The sequence below is a fragment of the Succinimonas sp. genome, from assembly GCF_045225735.1.
In the GTDB taxonomy this organism is placed as follows: domain Bacteria; phylum Pseudomonadota; class Gammaproteobacteria; order Enterobacterales; family Succinivibrionaceae; genus Succinimonas.
In genome coordinates this window covers 1-15,393 of record NZ_JBGVBR010000345.1, presented here as the reverse complement: position 1 = coordinate 15,393, position 15,393 = coordinate 1, and the positions used below count along the sequence as shown (strand labels likewise).

At 56.2% G+C, this 15,393-nt stretch carries 11 protein-coding genes; 9 read left to right on the top strand and 2 right to left on the bottom strand.

The window, feature by feature from the left end; genetic code table 11:
• Positions 1 to 5 precede the first annotated feature (5 nt).
• From menD to ACJROR_RS12165, 5 genes are all read left to right on the top strand, one after another.
• Positions 6 to 1,772 carry a 2-succinyl-5-enolpyruvyl-6-hydroxy-3-cyclohexene-1-carboxylic-acid synthase gene (gene menD, locus ACJROR_RS12185; protein WP_406547263.1) on the top strand — a complete coding sequence of 589 codons (1,767 nt, stop codon included), beginning with the start codon at positions 6 to 8 and terminating at the stop codon, positions 1,770 to 1,772.
• Positions 1,769 to 2,734 (top strand): alpha/beta fold hydrolase, encoded by a 966-nt coding sequence (locus tag ACJROR_RS12180; RefSeq protein WP_406547262.1) that lies wholly within the window; start codon positions 1,769 to 1,771, stop codon positions 2,732 to 2,734. Before menD ends, ACJROR_RS12180 begins: the two co-directional genes overlap by 4 nt.
• Before the next feature lie 155 nt (positions 2,735 to 2,889).
• Positions 2,890 to 3,750 (top strand): 1,4-dihydroxy-2-naphthoyl-CoA synthase, encoded by an 861-nt coding sequence (menB, locus tag ACJROR_RS12175; protein WP_406547261.1) that lies wholly within the window; start codon positions 2,890 to 2,892, stop codon positions 3,748 to 3,750.
• A 20-nt stretch (positions 3,751 to 3,770) separates the two neighbouring features.
• Positions 3,771 to 4,730, top strand: a complete 960-nt coding sequence (locus tag ACJROR_RS12170) for a hypothetical protein (protein WP_406547260.1) — start codon at positions 3,771 to 3,773, stop codon at positions 4,728 to 4,730.
• A 71-nt stretch (positions 4,731 to 4,801) separates the two neighbouring features.
• On the top strand, positions 4,802 to 6,427 hold the full coding sequence (locus tag ACJROR_RS12165) for an AMP-binding protein (RefSeq protein WP_406547259.1): 1,626 nt from the start codon (positions 4,802 to 4,804) through the stop codon (positions 6,425 to 6,427).
• A gap of 69 nt (positions 6,428 to 6,496) precedes the next feature.
• Here the strand turns inward: ACJROR_RS12165 and sfsA are convergent, their stop codons facing one another.
• Entirely contained in the window at positions 6,497 to 7,165 is a 669-nt protein-coding gene (gene sfsA, locus ACJROR_RS12160) for a DNA/RNA nuclease SfsA (RefSeq protein ID WP_406547258.1), read from the bottom strand.
• Between the two features lie 62 nt (positions 7,166 to 7,227).
• Positions 7,228 to 7,551, bottom strand: a complete 324-nt coding sequence (locus ACJROR_RS12155) for a hypothetical protein (RefSeq protein ID WP_406547257.1) — start codon at positions 7,549 to 7,551, stop codon at positions 7,228 to 7,230.
• Between the two features lie 663 nt (positions 7,552 to 8,214).
• Between ACJROR_RS12155 and rne the strand changes: the two genes are divergently transcribed.
• The 4 genes from rne (at position 8,215) to ACJROR_RS12135 (ending at position 15,391) form a co-directional block, all read left to right on the top strand.
• On the top strand, positions 8,215 to 10,905 hold the full coding sequence (gene rne, locus ACJROR_RS12150) for a ribonuclease E (RefSeq protein ID WP_406547256.1): 2,691 nt from the start codon (positions 8,215 to 8,217) through the stop codon (positions 10,903 to 10,905).
• Positions 10,906 to 11,078: 173 nt separating this feature from the next.
• Complete coding sequence (locus tag ACJROR_RS12145) at positions 11,079 to 11,678, top strand: RnfABCDGE type electron transport complex subunit B (RefSeq protein ID WP_406547255.1); 600 nt, start codon at positions 11,079 to 11,081, stop codon at positions 11,676 to 11,678.
• Between the two features lie 144 nt (positions 11,679 to 11,822).
• Positions 11,823 to 12,692, top strand: a complete 870-nt coding sequence (gene fliO, locus ACJROR_RS12140) for a flagellar biosynthetic protein FliO (RefSeq protein WP_406547254.1) — start codon at positions 11,823 to 11,825, stop codon at positions 12,690 to 12,692.
• Between the two features lie 665 nt (positions 12,693 to 13,357).
• On the top strand, positions 13,358 to 15,391 hold the full coding sequence (locus ACJROR_RS12135; protein WP_406547253.1) for an AAA family ATPase: 2,034 nt from the start codon (positions 13,358 to 13,360) through the stop codon (positions 15,389 to 15,391).
• Positions 15,392 to 15,393 lie beyond the last annotated feature (2 nt).

Below are 15,393 nucleotides of genomic sequence, written 5' to 3'. Positions count from 1 at the left end.
TCATCATGCTTTCCAGCGCTCTGGCCGCAAACGGCATTCTCTCTCTTCTGGTCTCTCTGGGGCTCCGGGATCTCTGCATTGCCCCGGGTTCCCGCAGCGCTCCCTTTGCCCTGCTCCGCAGCCGCTTGCCCGAACTCGCCTTTCATACGCACTTCGATGAGCGGGATCTCGGGTTTCTGGCTCTGGGCATCGCCCGGGGCTCCGGCATTCCCGCGGCGGCGGTCACCACCTCCGGCACCGCCGTCGGGAATCTGCTTCCGGCCGTCATGGAAGCCCGGATGAGTCATATTCCCCTGATCCTGATAACCGCCGACCGGCCCTGGGAGCTTCTGGAAACCGGAGCCAACCAGACCTGCCGCCAGGACGGGATTTTCGGGAGCTATGCCGTTTTTGTTCATGTTCCGGTACTGACCAGCGAGATTGAACTTGCCGCGGCAAAGAGGAGGATAAGCTCGGCCCTTGCGGAAGCTTTGGCCTCAGGAATCCCCCTGCATCTCAATGTGGAAATGCGGGAACCTCTTTACGGGGATCCAGCAGAGAGTCCGCTCCCGGCTCGCCTCCCCGCAAATGATAACCAGGCCGGGGAGCACTCCTTTACGGATCTCCGGCCCGAAACACTTCCCGGAAACAGTCTTCTGACAACCCTGAAAACATTTCTGGCGCCGGAAAGCCCCGCGCTTATCGCTGCGGGTTCCCTGCCGCCGGAGGATGCGGCCCTGCTTGCGGAGCCCCTCAGAAAAACCGGGCATCCCGTCATCGCCGATATCCAGAGCAATCTCCGGGGCCGCATCCCGGTGCTGCCCCCCTTTGATCTTCTGACTGCCCGGTTACCCGGAGCCTATGAAAGGCTCCGAACCTGCCGGAGGCTCATCGTGCTGGAGGGGCATTTCATCTCCAAAAAGCTGCTCTCCTTTATCCGGGATTTTCCGGGAGAGGTTATTTTCATCACGAAATACACCGACGGGATAAATGCCTCCGGGCATCCGGGGCCCGTCATCAGAATCACCCCGGAGGTTCTCAGGAAGACCATTCTCAGCCTGACAGACGGGAATCCGGCCGGAACGTCAGTTTCCTCCGGAGATCCTTTTTTTACGGAAAATCCGTGTCTCATGCCAGGGCCTGTCATGGAAAAGCTCTCCTCCGGGAATGCGGCAGGGGATCGTCTTACGGAAGCCTCCGTTATTGCGGCGCTCTCCAAACTTGAAACTCCGCTCCTTATCGGAAACAGCCTCCCGGCCCGCTTGGCGGATACTCTCCTCTGTCCGGAATACCCCCGGGGGATTTTCACCTCACGCGGAGTTTCCGGCATCGACGGACTTATCGCCGCGGCAGCCGGGCTCTCCCATTGCTTTCCGGACACCGGAATCACCGCGGTTATCGGAGACACCAGCGCCCTTTATGATCTTTCCGGGATCGCCCTCCTCAGAAAATACCGGGTGCGGCTTATCATTCTTAACAACAACGGCGGCAATATCTTTATGAAATTCCCGGTGCCGGATGAAGCGATCCTGAAGGAGCTTTTTGTGAACCCCCAGAATGTAACCTTTGCCGGAGCGGCCGGCATGTTCGGGATCCCCTGGCGGCAGGTAACCCGGGAAGCGGAACTCCGGGATCTTATCCGGGGGCCCGCCGCAGGCGAAGTGCTGGAAATCCCCCTGCCTCCGGGGGAAGGGATTAATATGCTTCGGGAACTGACGGCCGAGGCCCCAGGATTGCCTTCCGATCCCTCCCCCTCTGAAAACAAGGCGGCAAACGAGGCGGATCAATCATGACCGGGTTTTCTGAAGAATGCGGGCCGGCTGCGGCGGTGAAGGTGTTTTTTCTGGCGGGGTTTATGGGAGTCCCCGGAGAATTCGCCAGGGTTAGAGAGCTTATTTCTGAAGACTCCCGGGAGATCCTTCCCGAGGATCTCCTGCCGTCTCCGGAGGAGACCCGGGAGCTTTTACAGCGCCGGGATCTTCCCCCGGACTATTTCTTCCGGGAGGCCCGGGCCCGGCTCCGGAAAATTATCACCGCATCCGGAGCGGAGCGGGTATGCCTCTATGGCTACTCTCTCGGGGGGCGCCTGGCTCTCTCTGCTCTTTTCATGAGTCCGGAGTATAAGGCGGAGTGCGCGGCAGAGTATGAGTGGGAGAATAAGGCGGAGAATGAAACGAAGACGCCGGAAAACGGTCTTAAGAACAGTCCGGAATACCCCGGAGACCTCCGCCGGGACTGGCCGATGATCTCCGGCCTTATTCTGGAAAGCTCCGGCCTGGGGATCCGGGATCCCGAAGAAAGAAGACGCCGGCTTCTTCATGATGAAAATCTCGCCCGGAGATTTGCGGCGGAGTTTTCTCCGGAGCTTCTCCGGGAATGGTATACCCAGCCGGTATTTGCCGGGCTCTCCTCCCGTGTCCGGGAAAGCCTGATCCAAAAGCGCCGGCATATTAAGGGGGAGGAAGCCGCCCGGGTACTCAGCTGCCTGAGTTCCGGCCGCATGCCCTGGCTCCTCCCCGCTCTCGAGGCCTCTCGGGAGCTTCCGGTACTGCTCCTCACGGGAGAACGGGATCCGAAATACCAGGCTCTTCTGAAAAGCGTCACCGGGCCCGATATTGCCCTGCTGACCGTTCCCCATGCCGGACACAATATTCATGATGAAGTCCCGGAAGAAACCGCCCGCATTATCGAAGACTTTCTCCGAAATCGCTGCCAGGTTCCGGGCCGGGAGAGTCTCCGGACGCCGGAAATATGAGGAGCGGGACATGTTATATAATGTCCTTAAGGAAAGCCGGCCCGGAGCCGGACGCATTCGCCGCTGAAGCGATCCTGACTTCGGCTCTGCCTTATGATGCCAAGTTATTGCCTGGCGGCGCTTCAGTTTATTCTTCAGTTTTTAAAGGAAACAGCATGCAAAAAGACGATCCCTCTCTTTACGCCCCCGCAGCATGGCAGGATCTTACCTCTGAGATGGGCTTTACCGATATCCTCTACCACAAGACCCCCGACGGCATCGCCAAAATCACCATCAACCGGCCGCATGTGCGGAATGCCTTCCGTCCCCTGACCGTCATGGAAATGGAAAAGGCCCTCCAGGATGCCCGCTTTGATCCCCGTATCGGCACGGTGATTTTTACCGGAGCCGGAGATCTGGCCTTCTGCTCCGGCGGGGATCAGAAGGTGCGGGGAGACTACGGCGGATATAAGGATGATTCCGGCGTGCATCACCTGAACGTGCTGGATCTCCAGAGACAGATCCGCACCTGTCCGAAGCCGATCATCGCCATGGTAGCCGGCTATGCCATCGGGGGCGGCCATGTGCTCCATCTGGTCTGTGACCTCACCATCGCCGCGGACAATGCCGTTTTCGGGCAGACCGGCCCCCGGGTGGGATCCTTCGACGGGGGCTTCGGGGCCTCCTACATGGCCCGCATCGTGGGACAGAAAAAGGCCCGGGAGATCTGGTTCCTGTGCCGGCAGTACAATGCGGCGGAGGCTCTGGAAATGGGTCTCGTGAACACCGTGGTTCCTCTTAGGGATCTGGAAAAGGAAACCGTAAGATGGTGCCGGGAAATCCTGAGAAACAGCCCCATCGCCCTGCGCTGCATGAAGGCGGCCCTCAATGCGGACTGCGACGGCCAGACCGGCCTTCAGGAGCTGGCGGGAGATGCCACCATGCTCTTCTACATGACCGCAGAGGGGCAGGAAGGCCGAAATGCCTTTAATGAAAAACGGCAGCCGGACTTCGCAAAATTTGTGCGCAATCCTTAAGAAGCCCGGCCCGTAAGCCAATGCAGATTCAGCGTATTTTCAGGTACCGGATCCCCCTGAAAGCCCCGCTTACGCAGAACGGCTTTCAGATCCGGGAACGCCGGGGCTTCCTCCTCTGTTCTCCCGGGGGAGATCTGGGGGAATTTGCCCCCCTGCCCGGGTTTTCTCCCTCCCGGGAGGAGGATATCCTCCGGGATCTGCTGACGTTTCAGAGGTGCCGGGATTACGGAATGGAAATACCGGAGGGGGATCTCAGGACTCCCGAGGCTCTTTTTGCCGTCGCCATGCTGAAGTTCCCGCTTAATGGCCTTCCGGAAAAGCCGCCCCTTTGCAGCCTTTTCGGGACGCCTCCGGAAATCCGGGCCCGCCGGGGGCCCCTTTTGGACAACATTCTCCGGGACTTATCATCGGGATCCGGACAGGATTCCGGTTCCCCCATGGGCATTAAAATCAAGGCGGGGATCTTTCCCCTTTCCGAAGAGCTTTCCCTGATAGAGGAGCTTCTCCGGGAGATATTCGCCCGGGGACTCCGGGGACGCGTCATGATAAACCCGGATGGCAACAGAAGTCTCTCTCCCGAAAACGCCCGCCGCATTAGCGCCGCTCTGGGAGACTCTCTGGGCTGGTTTGAGGATCCCCTGCCCGCCCTTTCCGCCTGCCTTTCTCTGGGAATTCCCCTGGGGCTGGACACCCTCTGGGGGGAATTTGCCGCCTGCTTTCCCGGGACGGAGCTCCCGGAGGTGCTCCGGCATTACCGGATAAAGCCGGTAATAAAGCCGGCGCTCATCCCCGGCTTTATGAGCCTCCGGGAGATCCGCCCGGTATTGTCATCGGCCTTTGAAAGCCCCGCGGGCATAGGATGGATTCGAAGATTAGCTGCCCGCTTTGAAACAGATTCGGGCACGGACACCCTGAAGTACTTTCCGGAGGAGGCCCGTACCATAGATAGCTTCATGGCTGTCTGCGTCCGGGAGCTTTAGAAGGAGAGGCCGGGACATCAAACCGGGGGATGAAACAGCCCCGGAAAGGCATATTTAGCGGAAGGAATGCGATGGATGAACTTAACAAAACAGCCTGCGAACGTACGGAAGCGGAAACCATGAAAACGCCGGGAGCCCCGGAACCTCTGCTCTTTTCTCCGGGCTTCTTTCCGGAGCGGGTTCGGCTGACTCCGGATCTCCCCGCCGTTATTTCCGAAACAGACTCAGGAACAGAAACCGTCACCTGGCGGGATCTCCTGAAAAAAGCCGCCCGCATGCAGGCCCTCCTGAAAAGTATTCCCGAAAAAACCGTGCTCCTCCCGGCCCGGGGCAATGCAAACTACGCGGCCGCCTTTCTGGGAGCCCTTTATCTTAGGAAAACAGTTCTGCCGTTCTCCCTCAGGGAATGCGAGAGCCGCCTTGCCGAGATCCGGGGAATGACAAACGGAGTAATCTTCGATCCGGAAGATGCCGCTGATAAGGAGCTTCCGGGAATGCCGGGACTGCCGGAAAAACAGGAAACTCCGGAATTTACCGACCTGTTATCCGGGAGCGATCCGGACACTCCGGCAAATCTCCTTATGAGCTCAGGATCCTCCGGGACTCCCAAGATCATCGTTCACTCCCTTAAAAATCATCTCGTTAGCGCGGAAAACGCCTGCCGGGCTCTCGGGATCACCGCAAGCGACCGTTATGCTCTGAGTATTCCTCTCAATCATGCCGGAGGACAGGCGGTAATATTCCGGGCGGTGGTTTCGGGCGCGGCCATGGCGGCGCCGGATCCCCGGCTTTCCCTCCCGGACAGCATTGCTCGGTCGGGCATTACCGCCCTTTCTCTGGTGCCCACCCAGATCTGGCGGCTCGTTAACGAATCCCCTGCTCCGGAAAAGCTCCGCTCCCTGAAATGGATCCTGGCCGGAGGAGCTCCTCTTTCTCCGGAAACCGTCCGAAGATTCCGGGAGCTTTATCCCCGGGTACGGCTATTTGTTTCCTACGCCATGACCGAAACCGCCTCTCTCGCCTTTCTGGGGGAGCTCACGGGAGGCCCCGGGGACTATTCCGGAAGGCCGCTCCCCGGCTGGAGCTGCCGCATCTCCGGATCTCTTCCGGGAGGAACTCCGGACTCAGCCGGAGAAGTCCTGATCCGGGGGCCGTCTCTGGCTTTGGGCTGTCTTGGCTCTCGGGGAACCATTAACGCTCTTGCGGATCCGGAGGGCTGGTTCGCCACCGGGGATACGGGGATCATGACTCCGAACGGGCTCCGGATTCTGGGACGCCGGGATTTCATGTTTATTTCCGGCGGGGAGAATATTATTCCGGAAAGCGTGGAACGGGAGCTCCTGAAAATTCCCGGGATTCGGGAAGCCGTGGTGGTGCCGCTCCCGGATCCGGAATGGGGCGCCATGGCCGCGGCGGTGATCAAAACCGCAAGTCCTCTTCCGGAATGCCGGCCCGAATACGAGGAAAAGGACGGAGAAAGTCTCCCCGCCCCGCTGTCCCGGGAGATCCGGGAATCCCTGAAAAACGCGGCCGCCCGGCTTCTGGATCGCGTCCTCATTCCCAAGGTCTGGATCCCCTGGAATCCGGTCTGGGATCAGGGCCTGAAGATAAAAAGAAAAGAGGTTCAGGAATATGCCCGGGAATTCTGGCAAAGAGAAGGCTTCTCAGGGAAGGAAGGCGGAACCAGCGCCAAATGAGAAAGCGGCAGCAGGATTAAGGAAGGCGGCCGGAGCTGAAACCGCCCGCCCCGGCTCGGCCCGCAATGCTCAGAATTTCAGGGAGGAGCCCGCTGAAACCAGAGAATCCGGGGTAACCTGACATTCCAGAAAGGCAATGCGCACTCCGGCCTTTTCGGCTTCCTCCCAGACCCGGGCAAACTCCGGATGGGTCTCCCCGTTGGGACGCACCTCATGAACGCCGTTGATCTGAATTACGAAGAGCAGCGTGGCATCGTAGCCGCTTTCCCGGGCCCGGATAAGCTCCCGGATATGCCGGACGCCCCGGGCTGTGGGCGCATCGGGAAAATAGCCCATGCCGTCCTTCTCCAGGGTGCAGCCCTTGACCTCCATAAGATAGTTCGTCTCCCCCCGGCGCATGAAGAAATCCAGCCGGGACTTTCCGAAGGGAAATTCCGGCCGCACCTCGTCAAAGCCCTGGGTGGCCAGCCATTCCGCCGCCACCCGGTTGGGGGCCTGACTGTCCATGTTGATCATAAGGCGGTTATTCTTAAGAACGCTGACCAGATCCCAGGAGGTCTTCCGGAGCGGCCCCGGAGCTCGCACGAGATACACCGGAACTCCCGGAATCAGAAGCTCCCGGCAGCGGCCGGTGTTCTTGACATGAGCATCCTGGATCTCTCCGTTAATCTCCACCCGCGCCGCAAAACGATTAAGTCTGGAAACAAAACGCGCTTCCTGAATATTTGGATATTTCATGTGATACTGCCTGACCTATCTGCAAATACTCTCCTTAAACTTCTCCGGAGCATCGCCGGAGGCTAGCAGCCGCTGCCGTCAATGCTGCATGAAGGGCCCTCTGCATCAGCATGAACCACCTTAAAGCCCTGCTCCCGGAAATATTCCTCCCAGTCCAGCCGGACTGCGCCGCTTTCGGTGACAATGCAGGGAATGCCGATATCGCCAATCTTTCTGGAACGGTCAAAAGCAGGGGAAGCATCCCGGAGCGCCATAAAGGCATGCAGATCCTCAAGCTGGCTGATATCGTGTCCTTCAAAGGAAATCTGCCCCTCATTGGCCATAATGCTGGCTCTCAGGGACACGCAGTCGGGACAGCGGGGATGTCCGAAAATCTTAATACTCATAAAAAAGCTCCTGTATTGTAATCAGTACCTGCGGTGAATGAGTGTACCACATCAGAATGAAACCTCCGGAATACCAGGCTCGGAGTGATGCCGTTTTTCCGGTGAGGTAACATTTTCCCGGGAAAAAACGCTCCCCGGCCATGTTTTTATCCCAAAAATACGGCCTTCTTCCCGAAAATATTCCCGGAATCCCGCCGGGATCTCAGTTTTCCGGGGGCCTGACCCCGGGGTAACTGCCGGAGCAGCGGGATGCCGGGAAACGAAACGGATCTGAAACTGATTTCTCCGGGCAGAGCCGCCTCCGGGATAAAACGTGACAAAATCTCAATACAGACACCATTTTATAAGTGACTTTGTGGTCAGGCCATTAAAAAAATGTGATAATTACAGGGCTTTTGTTCGGACCTGGATGCCTGCCCGAAAATCAAGGCATCGCACAACGTAAAGCTGGTTTTTGTCATATTGTTTTACAGCAGGGTATCCTTTGATTTCAGGGACACCCTTTCGCTTTTTACCTGTTTCTGTACAGTTTGAGCTGAAGGTCAATCGTGCTCACAACTGCGCTCCCGGCCTCAGGGTAAGACTTCAGGCAGCGATGCCGTTTACTGAAGCTCCGGGCCTTCCGGGCACATGCAGTGCTGTACCGATAAGTTGAGCAATTTAATGAAAAGAATGTTAATAAACGCAACTCAGGAAGAGGAGATGCGTGTTGCGCTTGTGGACGGCCAGAAGATCTACGACCTGGATATTGAAGCTGTCGGACATGAGCAGAAAAAGGCCAACATCTACAAGGGAATCATCACCCGCATCGAGCCCAGTCTCGAGGCGGCTTTTGTTGATTACGGCGTGGATCGGCACGGTTTTCTGCCCCTGAAGGAGATCGCCCGGGAATACTTCCAGCCGGGATACTCCTATACCGACCGGCAAAGTCTTAAGGACGCTATCCGGGAAGGTCAGGAGGTTATCGTCCAGATCGAGAAGGAGGAACGCGGACTTAAGGGCGCTGCCCTGACCACCTACGTTTCTCTTGCCGGTTCCTATATTGTTCTCATGCCGAACAATCCCCATGCCGGCGGTATTTCCCATCGCATCGACGGAGATGACAGAATCGAGCTCAAGCAGGCTCTGAATTCTCTCGCCATCCCCGACGGCATGGGGGTTATCGTCCGCACCGCCGGAGTCGGCAAGACCGCCGAGGAGCTTAACTGGGATCTGCAGATACTGGTTAAGCAGTGGGAGATGATTCAGCTGGCGGCCCAAAGCCGTCCGGCTCCGTTTCTGATCCATCAGGAAAGCAATATAGTGCACCGGGCCATCCGGGACTACCTCCGTCCTGATATCGGCGAGATTCTCATCGACAATCAGGAGGTCTTTGATCACGTTCTCAAGCAGGTTTCCATTGTCCGTCCCGACTTTGTAAACAAGGTCAGAATGTACGACGGCGAGGATCCCCTGTTCAACCACTTCCAGATTGAGTCCCAGATCGAATCCGCCTACCACCGCGAGGTCAAGCTGCCCTCCGGCGGCTCCATCGTCATCGATCCCACCGAGGCTCTGACCTCCATTGACGTTAACTCCGCCAAGTCCACCAGAGGCGGCGACATCGAAGAAACCGCCCTTCTGACCAACATCGAGGCAGCCGAGGAAATTGCCCGGCAGCTCCGGCTCCGGGACGTGGGCGGTCTCATTGTCATTGACTTCATCGACATGACTCCGGTGAAGAATCAGCGGGAAATCGAAAACAGAATGCGGGAAGCCACGAGACAGGATCGGGCCCGGATTCAGTTTGCCAAAATCTCCCGTTTCGGCCTTCTGGAAATGTCCCGGCAAAGGCTCCGGCCTTCCCTGGGCGAATCCACCTCTCATGTCTGCCCCCGCTGCGGCGGTCAGGGCGCCATCCGGGATAACGGCTCTCTGGCTCTCTCCATCCTCCGCATCATCGAGGAAGAGGCCATGAAGGAAAACACCGCCAGCGTCTACGCCAATGTGCCGGTGGAACTGGCAGCCTTCCTCATCAACGAAAAGCGCAATGCGGTTCAGGCCGTGGAAAAGCGTCATGACGTCAGAGTGTATATTCTCCCGGACGAAAGACTGGAAACCCCGCATTTCGAGATCAACCGCGTGAGAGAAGGCGAAGGCGATGACAGCGTAAGCACCTTCCAGCTCATGAAACGGCGTCAGGAACAGGGCGCTCCCGCTCCCAGCAACTTCCCGGCCGCCGCTCAGGATCAGTCCCTGAACCGGCATGCCGCCCGGAAGAGCGCTCCCATGATCCCGGCAGTGGACTTCAGTTCCATCCAGGCCGGACTGACTCCGCCGGCTCCCCGTCCTGAAAAGGTCGATTCCGCCGAATCCGTGGGCATCTTCAAGAAGATGATGCGTACCATTGTGGGATTCTTCAGAGGCAGCGAAACTCCGGAGGCCATTCCGGAAACTCCCAAGGAGCTCCAGCCTAAGAACCGTCCCAGCAAGAAGCGTCCGGAATCGCCGTCCCGCGTCCGCGGCAAAGACGCCTCCCGGGACGGCAAGCCCCGGCAGCGCCGTAACGGCCGTGACGGAGATTTCCAGAACGATAAACCCCGGAAGGGCTATAAGAATGCCGCAGGAGACGAGAGCGTTTCGGCTCAGAATGCTGCGGACAAGAGCTCCCGCCCGGTAGTCGAGGAGAAGATTCAGGTACGGGGCCGCAAGAACCGGCCGGACAGCCAGAATCCCCGGGGCAAGAACGCTCCGGAAGGAAGACCGTCCCGGAAGAAGCACCATGACGCTGCCGCTCCAGCAGGAGAAAAGGCCGGATCTCCGGAGACTGCCGCAAAGAAGCCAGTACCGGAAAAGCCGGCAAAGAAGCCCTTCGTCTTTGAAGCTCCGGCCCGGGTGGGCTGCATCGGAAACGTCGCCCTCACCAGCGTGGCCGCCACCCTGCCTCAGGACTGCGACCTTCCGGAGGCTCAGCCGGCAGAAGCCATGACGTCTGCTCCGGAGCCTAAGGTTTCCGGCAGACATGCCGGCTTCAGCGGCATCGCCAATATGTCCTGTTCCGAGGCTGCCGAACCCGCTTCCTGCGAGCTCCCGGAGGCTCCGGAGGCCAGCGGCCGGGAAGGCGAGGAGTTCGCTCCGGAGGCCAGTCATGCCGGCTTCAGCGCCATCAGAAACCTTTCCGAGGTGCCCATGACCGAACCTGCCGCAGAGGAGACTCCAAAGGCAGAGCAGGCGGAACCTCAGGATAGTCCGGTTCCGCAGAATGAAGCTCCCGCAGAGGAAGAGGTTTCCTCGGAACCTGCGCCGGCTCAGGCGGAAAACGTTCAGACGGCAGGCGCCGCGACCGAAAACTCTCAGGAGGAACAGCTTTCCTGATGCTGACTGATTTCTGACACCTCTTACACAGCAAAGGCTCCGTTAACCGGGGCCTTTTTTTATGACCGGAAACCTCCTGTCAAATCCCCACTGAAAGTGTATAATGCGCGTGGCATTCCGGAAGACAGACTCTTCCGGACTCCGGCGTTCCTTTTGCGGCCGGATAAGTTTCTTTGGTAAGACTGACTGGGTTTCTCGTTCAGATGTTTCATTTGCTGCTTGTAGTGCTGATATTTTCGGCAGCCGCCTTTATTCTGGGGGGCTCCTTAAGCTTTGCCGCCGAAAGATTTGCCGATAAAAACAAAAATCCCCTGACCGATGAAATTGAGAAGGCCCTCCCCGGCGCCCAGTGCGGTCAGTGCGGCTACATCGGCTGCCGGGAATATGCCGCCGCCGTGGCCCGGGGCGAGGCTCCGGTAAATCTCTGCTCCCCCGGCGGGGACTCCTGCACCCGGGCTCTGGCCGAACTCATGCATGTTCCGGTGCCGGCCAGAAACGTCCGGGCCTCGGAGGAACTGGTGGCTCTTATCGATCAGGAAAAGTGCATCGGCTGCACCAAATGCTCCAAGGTCTGCCCCTATGATTCCATTACCGGAAAGCTCAAGGAAAAGCACTGGGTGGATCCCTCGCTCTGCATGGGCTGTGAAAAGTGCCTTCCGGTCTGCCCGGCAAAATGCATTGCCATGAAGCCCCTGGAGCCCACCACCGCCACCTGGAACTGGCAGATCTCCGGAGAGCTTCTGGAAATACGAAACCGGGAGACTGAGCTTTAGTCCTCTGGCCCTGCTGGGAAATTTTGCCCTTCCTTTGCCTGTTATGACCCGGGATGATAGAATTCCTGAAAGACCTCTGGAAATGCCGGCGAGATGCCGGTTCAGTTTCAGCATGAAAAATTCACCGGAAAGGCAAAACCTCATATGAATTCATTACTTGATAAAAATCGCCGCCTGTTCTCCGTTCTGGTTCCCGTTCTGGCTGCCGGACTGCTTTTGGCCGCTCCGGATCTCCGCGCTGAAACCGAACCTGCTCTGGAAACCCCGGCCGGAAGCGCGGCGGAAGCTCCGGCAGAAAATCCGAAAGCCAAGCCCGGAGAACAGAACATCGCAGATCCTGTCCAGCAAGCCTCCCGAAATCAGAAAGGCGGCACGGAATACCGGGATCTCTATCAGGAGCAGGCTCCGGATCAGGATCTTAAAAAGGAGCCTCCTCGTATCGAGTCCCCTCTCCCTGACAGCAAGAGCACCGCGGCCCCTGTTAGCAGCGCGGCCCCCGAAGCTCCTTCAAACCTCCTTTTTGGCGGGAAAACCCTGCAAAGCAATGACAGCAACGCCGATTTCTCCGACCAGAACCGGGGCGGAGCCTCTCTCTTAGAATTCACCATGAGCTGCTTTCTGGTCATCGGGCTTATCTTCGCCCTGTCCTGGCTCCTTAAAAAGACCCGCTTGGTGCCGAATTCCCGGGCCAGCAGACTGAAGCTTATCTCAGTGCTGCCTACCGGCCCAAAAACCAAGCTGCTTCTGGTACAGGTGGGCGATGAAGAAATACTGGTAGGATCCACGCCGACCTCGCTGAACTTGGTGTACAAGCTGCCGGGGAAGGCCCCGCAGCAATCTTCTGAAAGCACGCTTGCCGACAAGGCGTCGTTATTCCGGAGCATTCTGGATCGGAAGACCGGAAAACCGGAAAACGGCAGCGCCGTCGCTTCCGAAGCAGATCCAGTACCGCAGCAAGAACCGGAGGGCAGTTCCCGGAAACCTGCTGAAAAACAGCCGAACTTAACATCTTGACAATAATAATCCCCCGGAAAGCCCCCGTTTCTGTGCGGGCTTGCTGTTTCCGTCTTCCCGCAGCCTTATCTCATCTCCCCTGTTACCGGATTTTTCTCCCGGTTTTTTCTGACGCCATTTTTTCTGGCCCCTGTGAATAACTCCGGAAATGCGGGGGATATTCTGCGACCGGGAATCCTCTGAATTTCGGAAATAAGCCTGTTTCGGGAAAAATCCTCCCGGGGTTTTATTTCGGTAAAAGCCTTATAAATAAAGGCTTTCACCGGATAATCGCCTTCATTCCAGGGAAATTAAAAACCTGTAAACCCGTCCCAGCGGGGAAGTTAACCTGCATTGTTTTAAAAAATGCAGATTATCATTACCGGGGATATTTCCGGGTGTTCCTAGAGTCCGTGATAAAGCTTCCGGGAATAAAATTAAAATCCCGTTCCCGATTTTCGGAATCTTGCTGAAAATTGCCGCATCCCCGAAGGAAGCCTCAAAGAGAGCCAGAATGCGAACAGCCTAAAAGAGCTCGTAATGCTGCTGGTATTGTCTCTCGCACCAGTCAAATTGAAGGCACGGACACACTGGAAGATTGTTTTAGAACCGAACGGGGTGATTCAGTGATATGCTGAGAGGAAACGGCCTTATGCAACGGGCATAACAAACAAGAGATGAGATCAATGTTGAAAAATAACCCACTGACAACCAGCAGTTTTAAGGAAATCATCGACAACAATTATGCCTATGTGGATAAAACCCGCTTTCTGGAGGTTTATGAAAACCATGGTTATCCGGTTTCCATGCTTTTAAGACCACGGAGATTCGGGAAGACCATGTTCGCCGAGCTTTTGCGGTACTACTACGATATCTCGTTAAAGGACGAAGGGGACAGACTGTTTCGCAATACCTGCATCGCTTCTCACCCCACTCCTCTGAAAAACTCCTTTCACGTGCTTAAATTTGACTTTTCCGGAGGGTACAGTTCCGCAGACGGCACGGCCAGCGCCGCATACAGCACTGTGGAAGAAGCGCTGTCATTCTTTAAGCGCAATATCGTAAACGGCATTGTTAATTTTTACAGATCATACCCGAAACTGTTACCCGGTTTTTTGAAAGCAGCAGATCCTGAAGATGGTTATTCTTCCGTCATCAGCTATTACAACGGGTTCAGAATTCCCGCAGCGGCCCTTCAGGAATTCCTGACCTATGTAAACGGCATGAGCGGAAATTTGTCCGGAAGACTCATGGTCATCATCGACGAATATGACTTTTTTGCCAATGATATATTAACCGGAAGTCCGGAACTTTCCAGGAAAGCTGTCAGAATAGACAGTGAGTTCTCAGCTTTTTACGGAGTGCTGCGTAATTTCAAGCAAATGGGTATCATTAGCAAAATCTACGTAACGGGCATGCTGCCAATAACCATGGATACTGCAATTTCCGGTTTTGTCTCCGAACACTTAACATCCGACCCGCAATTTAACGAGCTTGCCGGCTTCACTGATGAAGAAGTAATGGATCTGCTCAGGCAGACTGTGGATTTTGAGAAATGCCCGTTCTCTCCGGAAGAGTTAAGAGCGGAGATAAAGAGGAGATATGACGGGTACAGATTTGCCGATAATGCCGAAAACACTGTTTACAACGCCGCCATGTGCCTGAACTTTATCAGCGAACTTATTGAAAATGATTATCGGGAAATCCCGTCATTTAAACTTTTTTCCGAGGCCAATATCGATTATGACAAGCTATGCGGATGTTTCATGCTGATAAATGAACAGGATCGCAAACAGCTTATTGAGGATCTCAATGACCGAAGACCCGTGGCATCAAATATCGGCATGGCCGTAAAGCTTTCTGCCGAACACAAAACTCTGAACTATCATGAAGGAGCTGCTATTCTTTATCATCTGGGCTTTCTCACCATGATGAGCGAGGAAGAGAAGAAATGCACCCCCAACTGCAGTCTCAATGTCGAGTACCTTACCATTCCAAATGAATATTTCCGGGATCTCTTTGCCAGATTTCTGCTGACACGCTCTCCCGCAGCCCTCCGGGAAATCGAGAGTATAAAGGATCTGGGAATGATGGCGGTTTCCAATGATATTTCCATATTAAGCGCCATGCTTCACCGGATAACCGGCGGCTTTACCCAGACCGATGTCTCCCGCGAGGGGGAAAACCAAATCGCTCTTACAATATACACTGCCTTAAGTCTGGCAGCAGGCGGGAGCTTCAATATTACGAAGGAATACCCCATAAAACATAACGGGAGTTTTGTTTTTGAGGACGGCCTTAACGAGGATGAGTACTGCGATGTCCCGGAAGACGAACCAGAGGATAAGCCCGCCATCCCTGCTGATTCTGACGGTGTTTCTCCCGAGGACAGCGAAGATTTAAAGGCGGCCCTGGAACTTAAGGAACTCTTTGGCGCCGAGGTTCTGAATCCTGCAGTTTCTCCGGATACCCTGCGGGGCCGGGCGGATCTTGTGGCCATCAATAAGGGCAAAGGTCCCAGCTACATTTTTGAATTCAAGTACAAAAGAAACAGCAAAGCGCGAGAGAAGACCCGGGTACGGGTGATTAAAACCCTGTATGAGAGAGCGGTAAAGCAGCTTAACTTTTATGTGACGGACGATGCTTTAAGCAAGATTTCCGACCTTCGGCGCTACGTTATCATGTACGTCTATGGCCGTTTCATTATCAAAGAGATATAGGG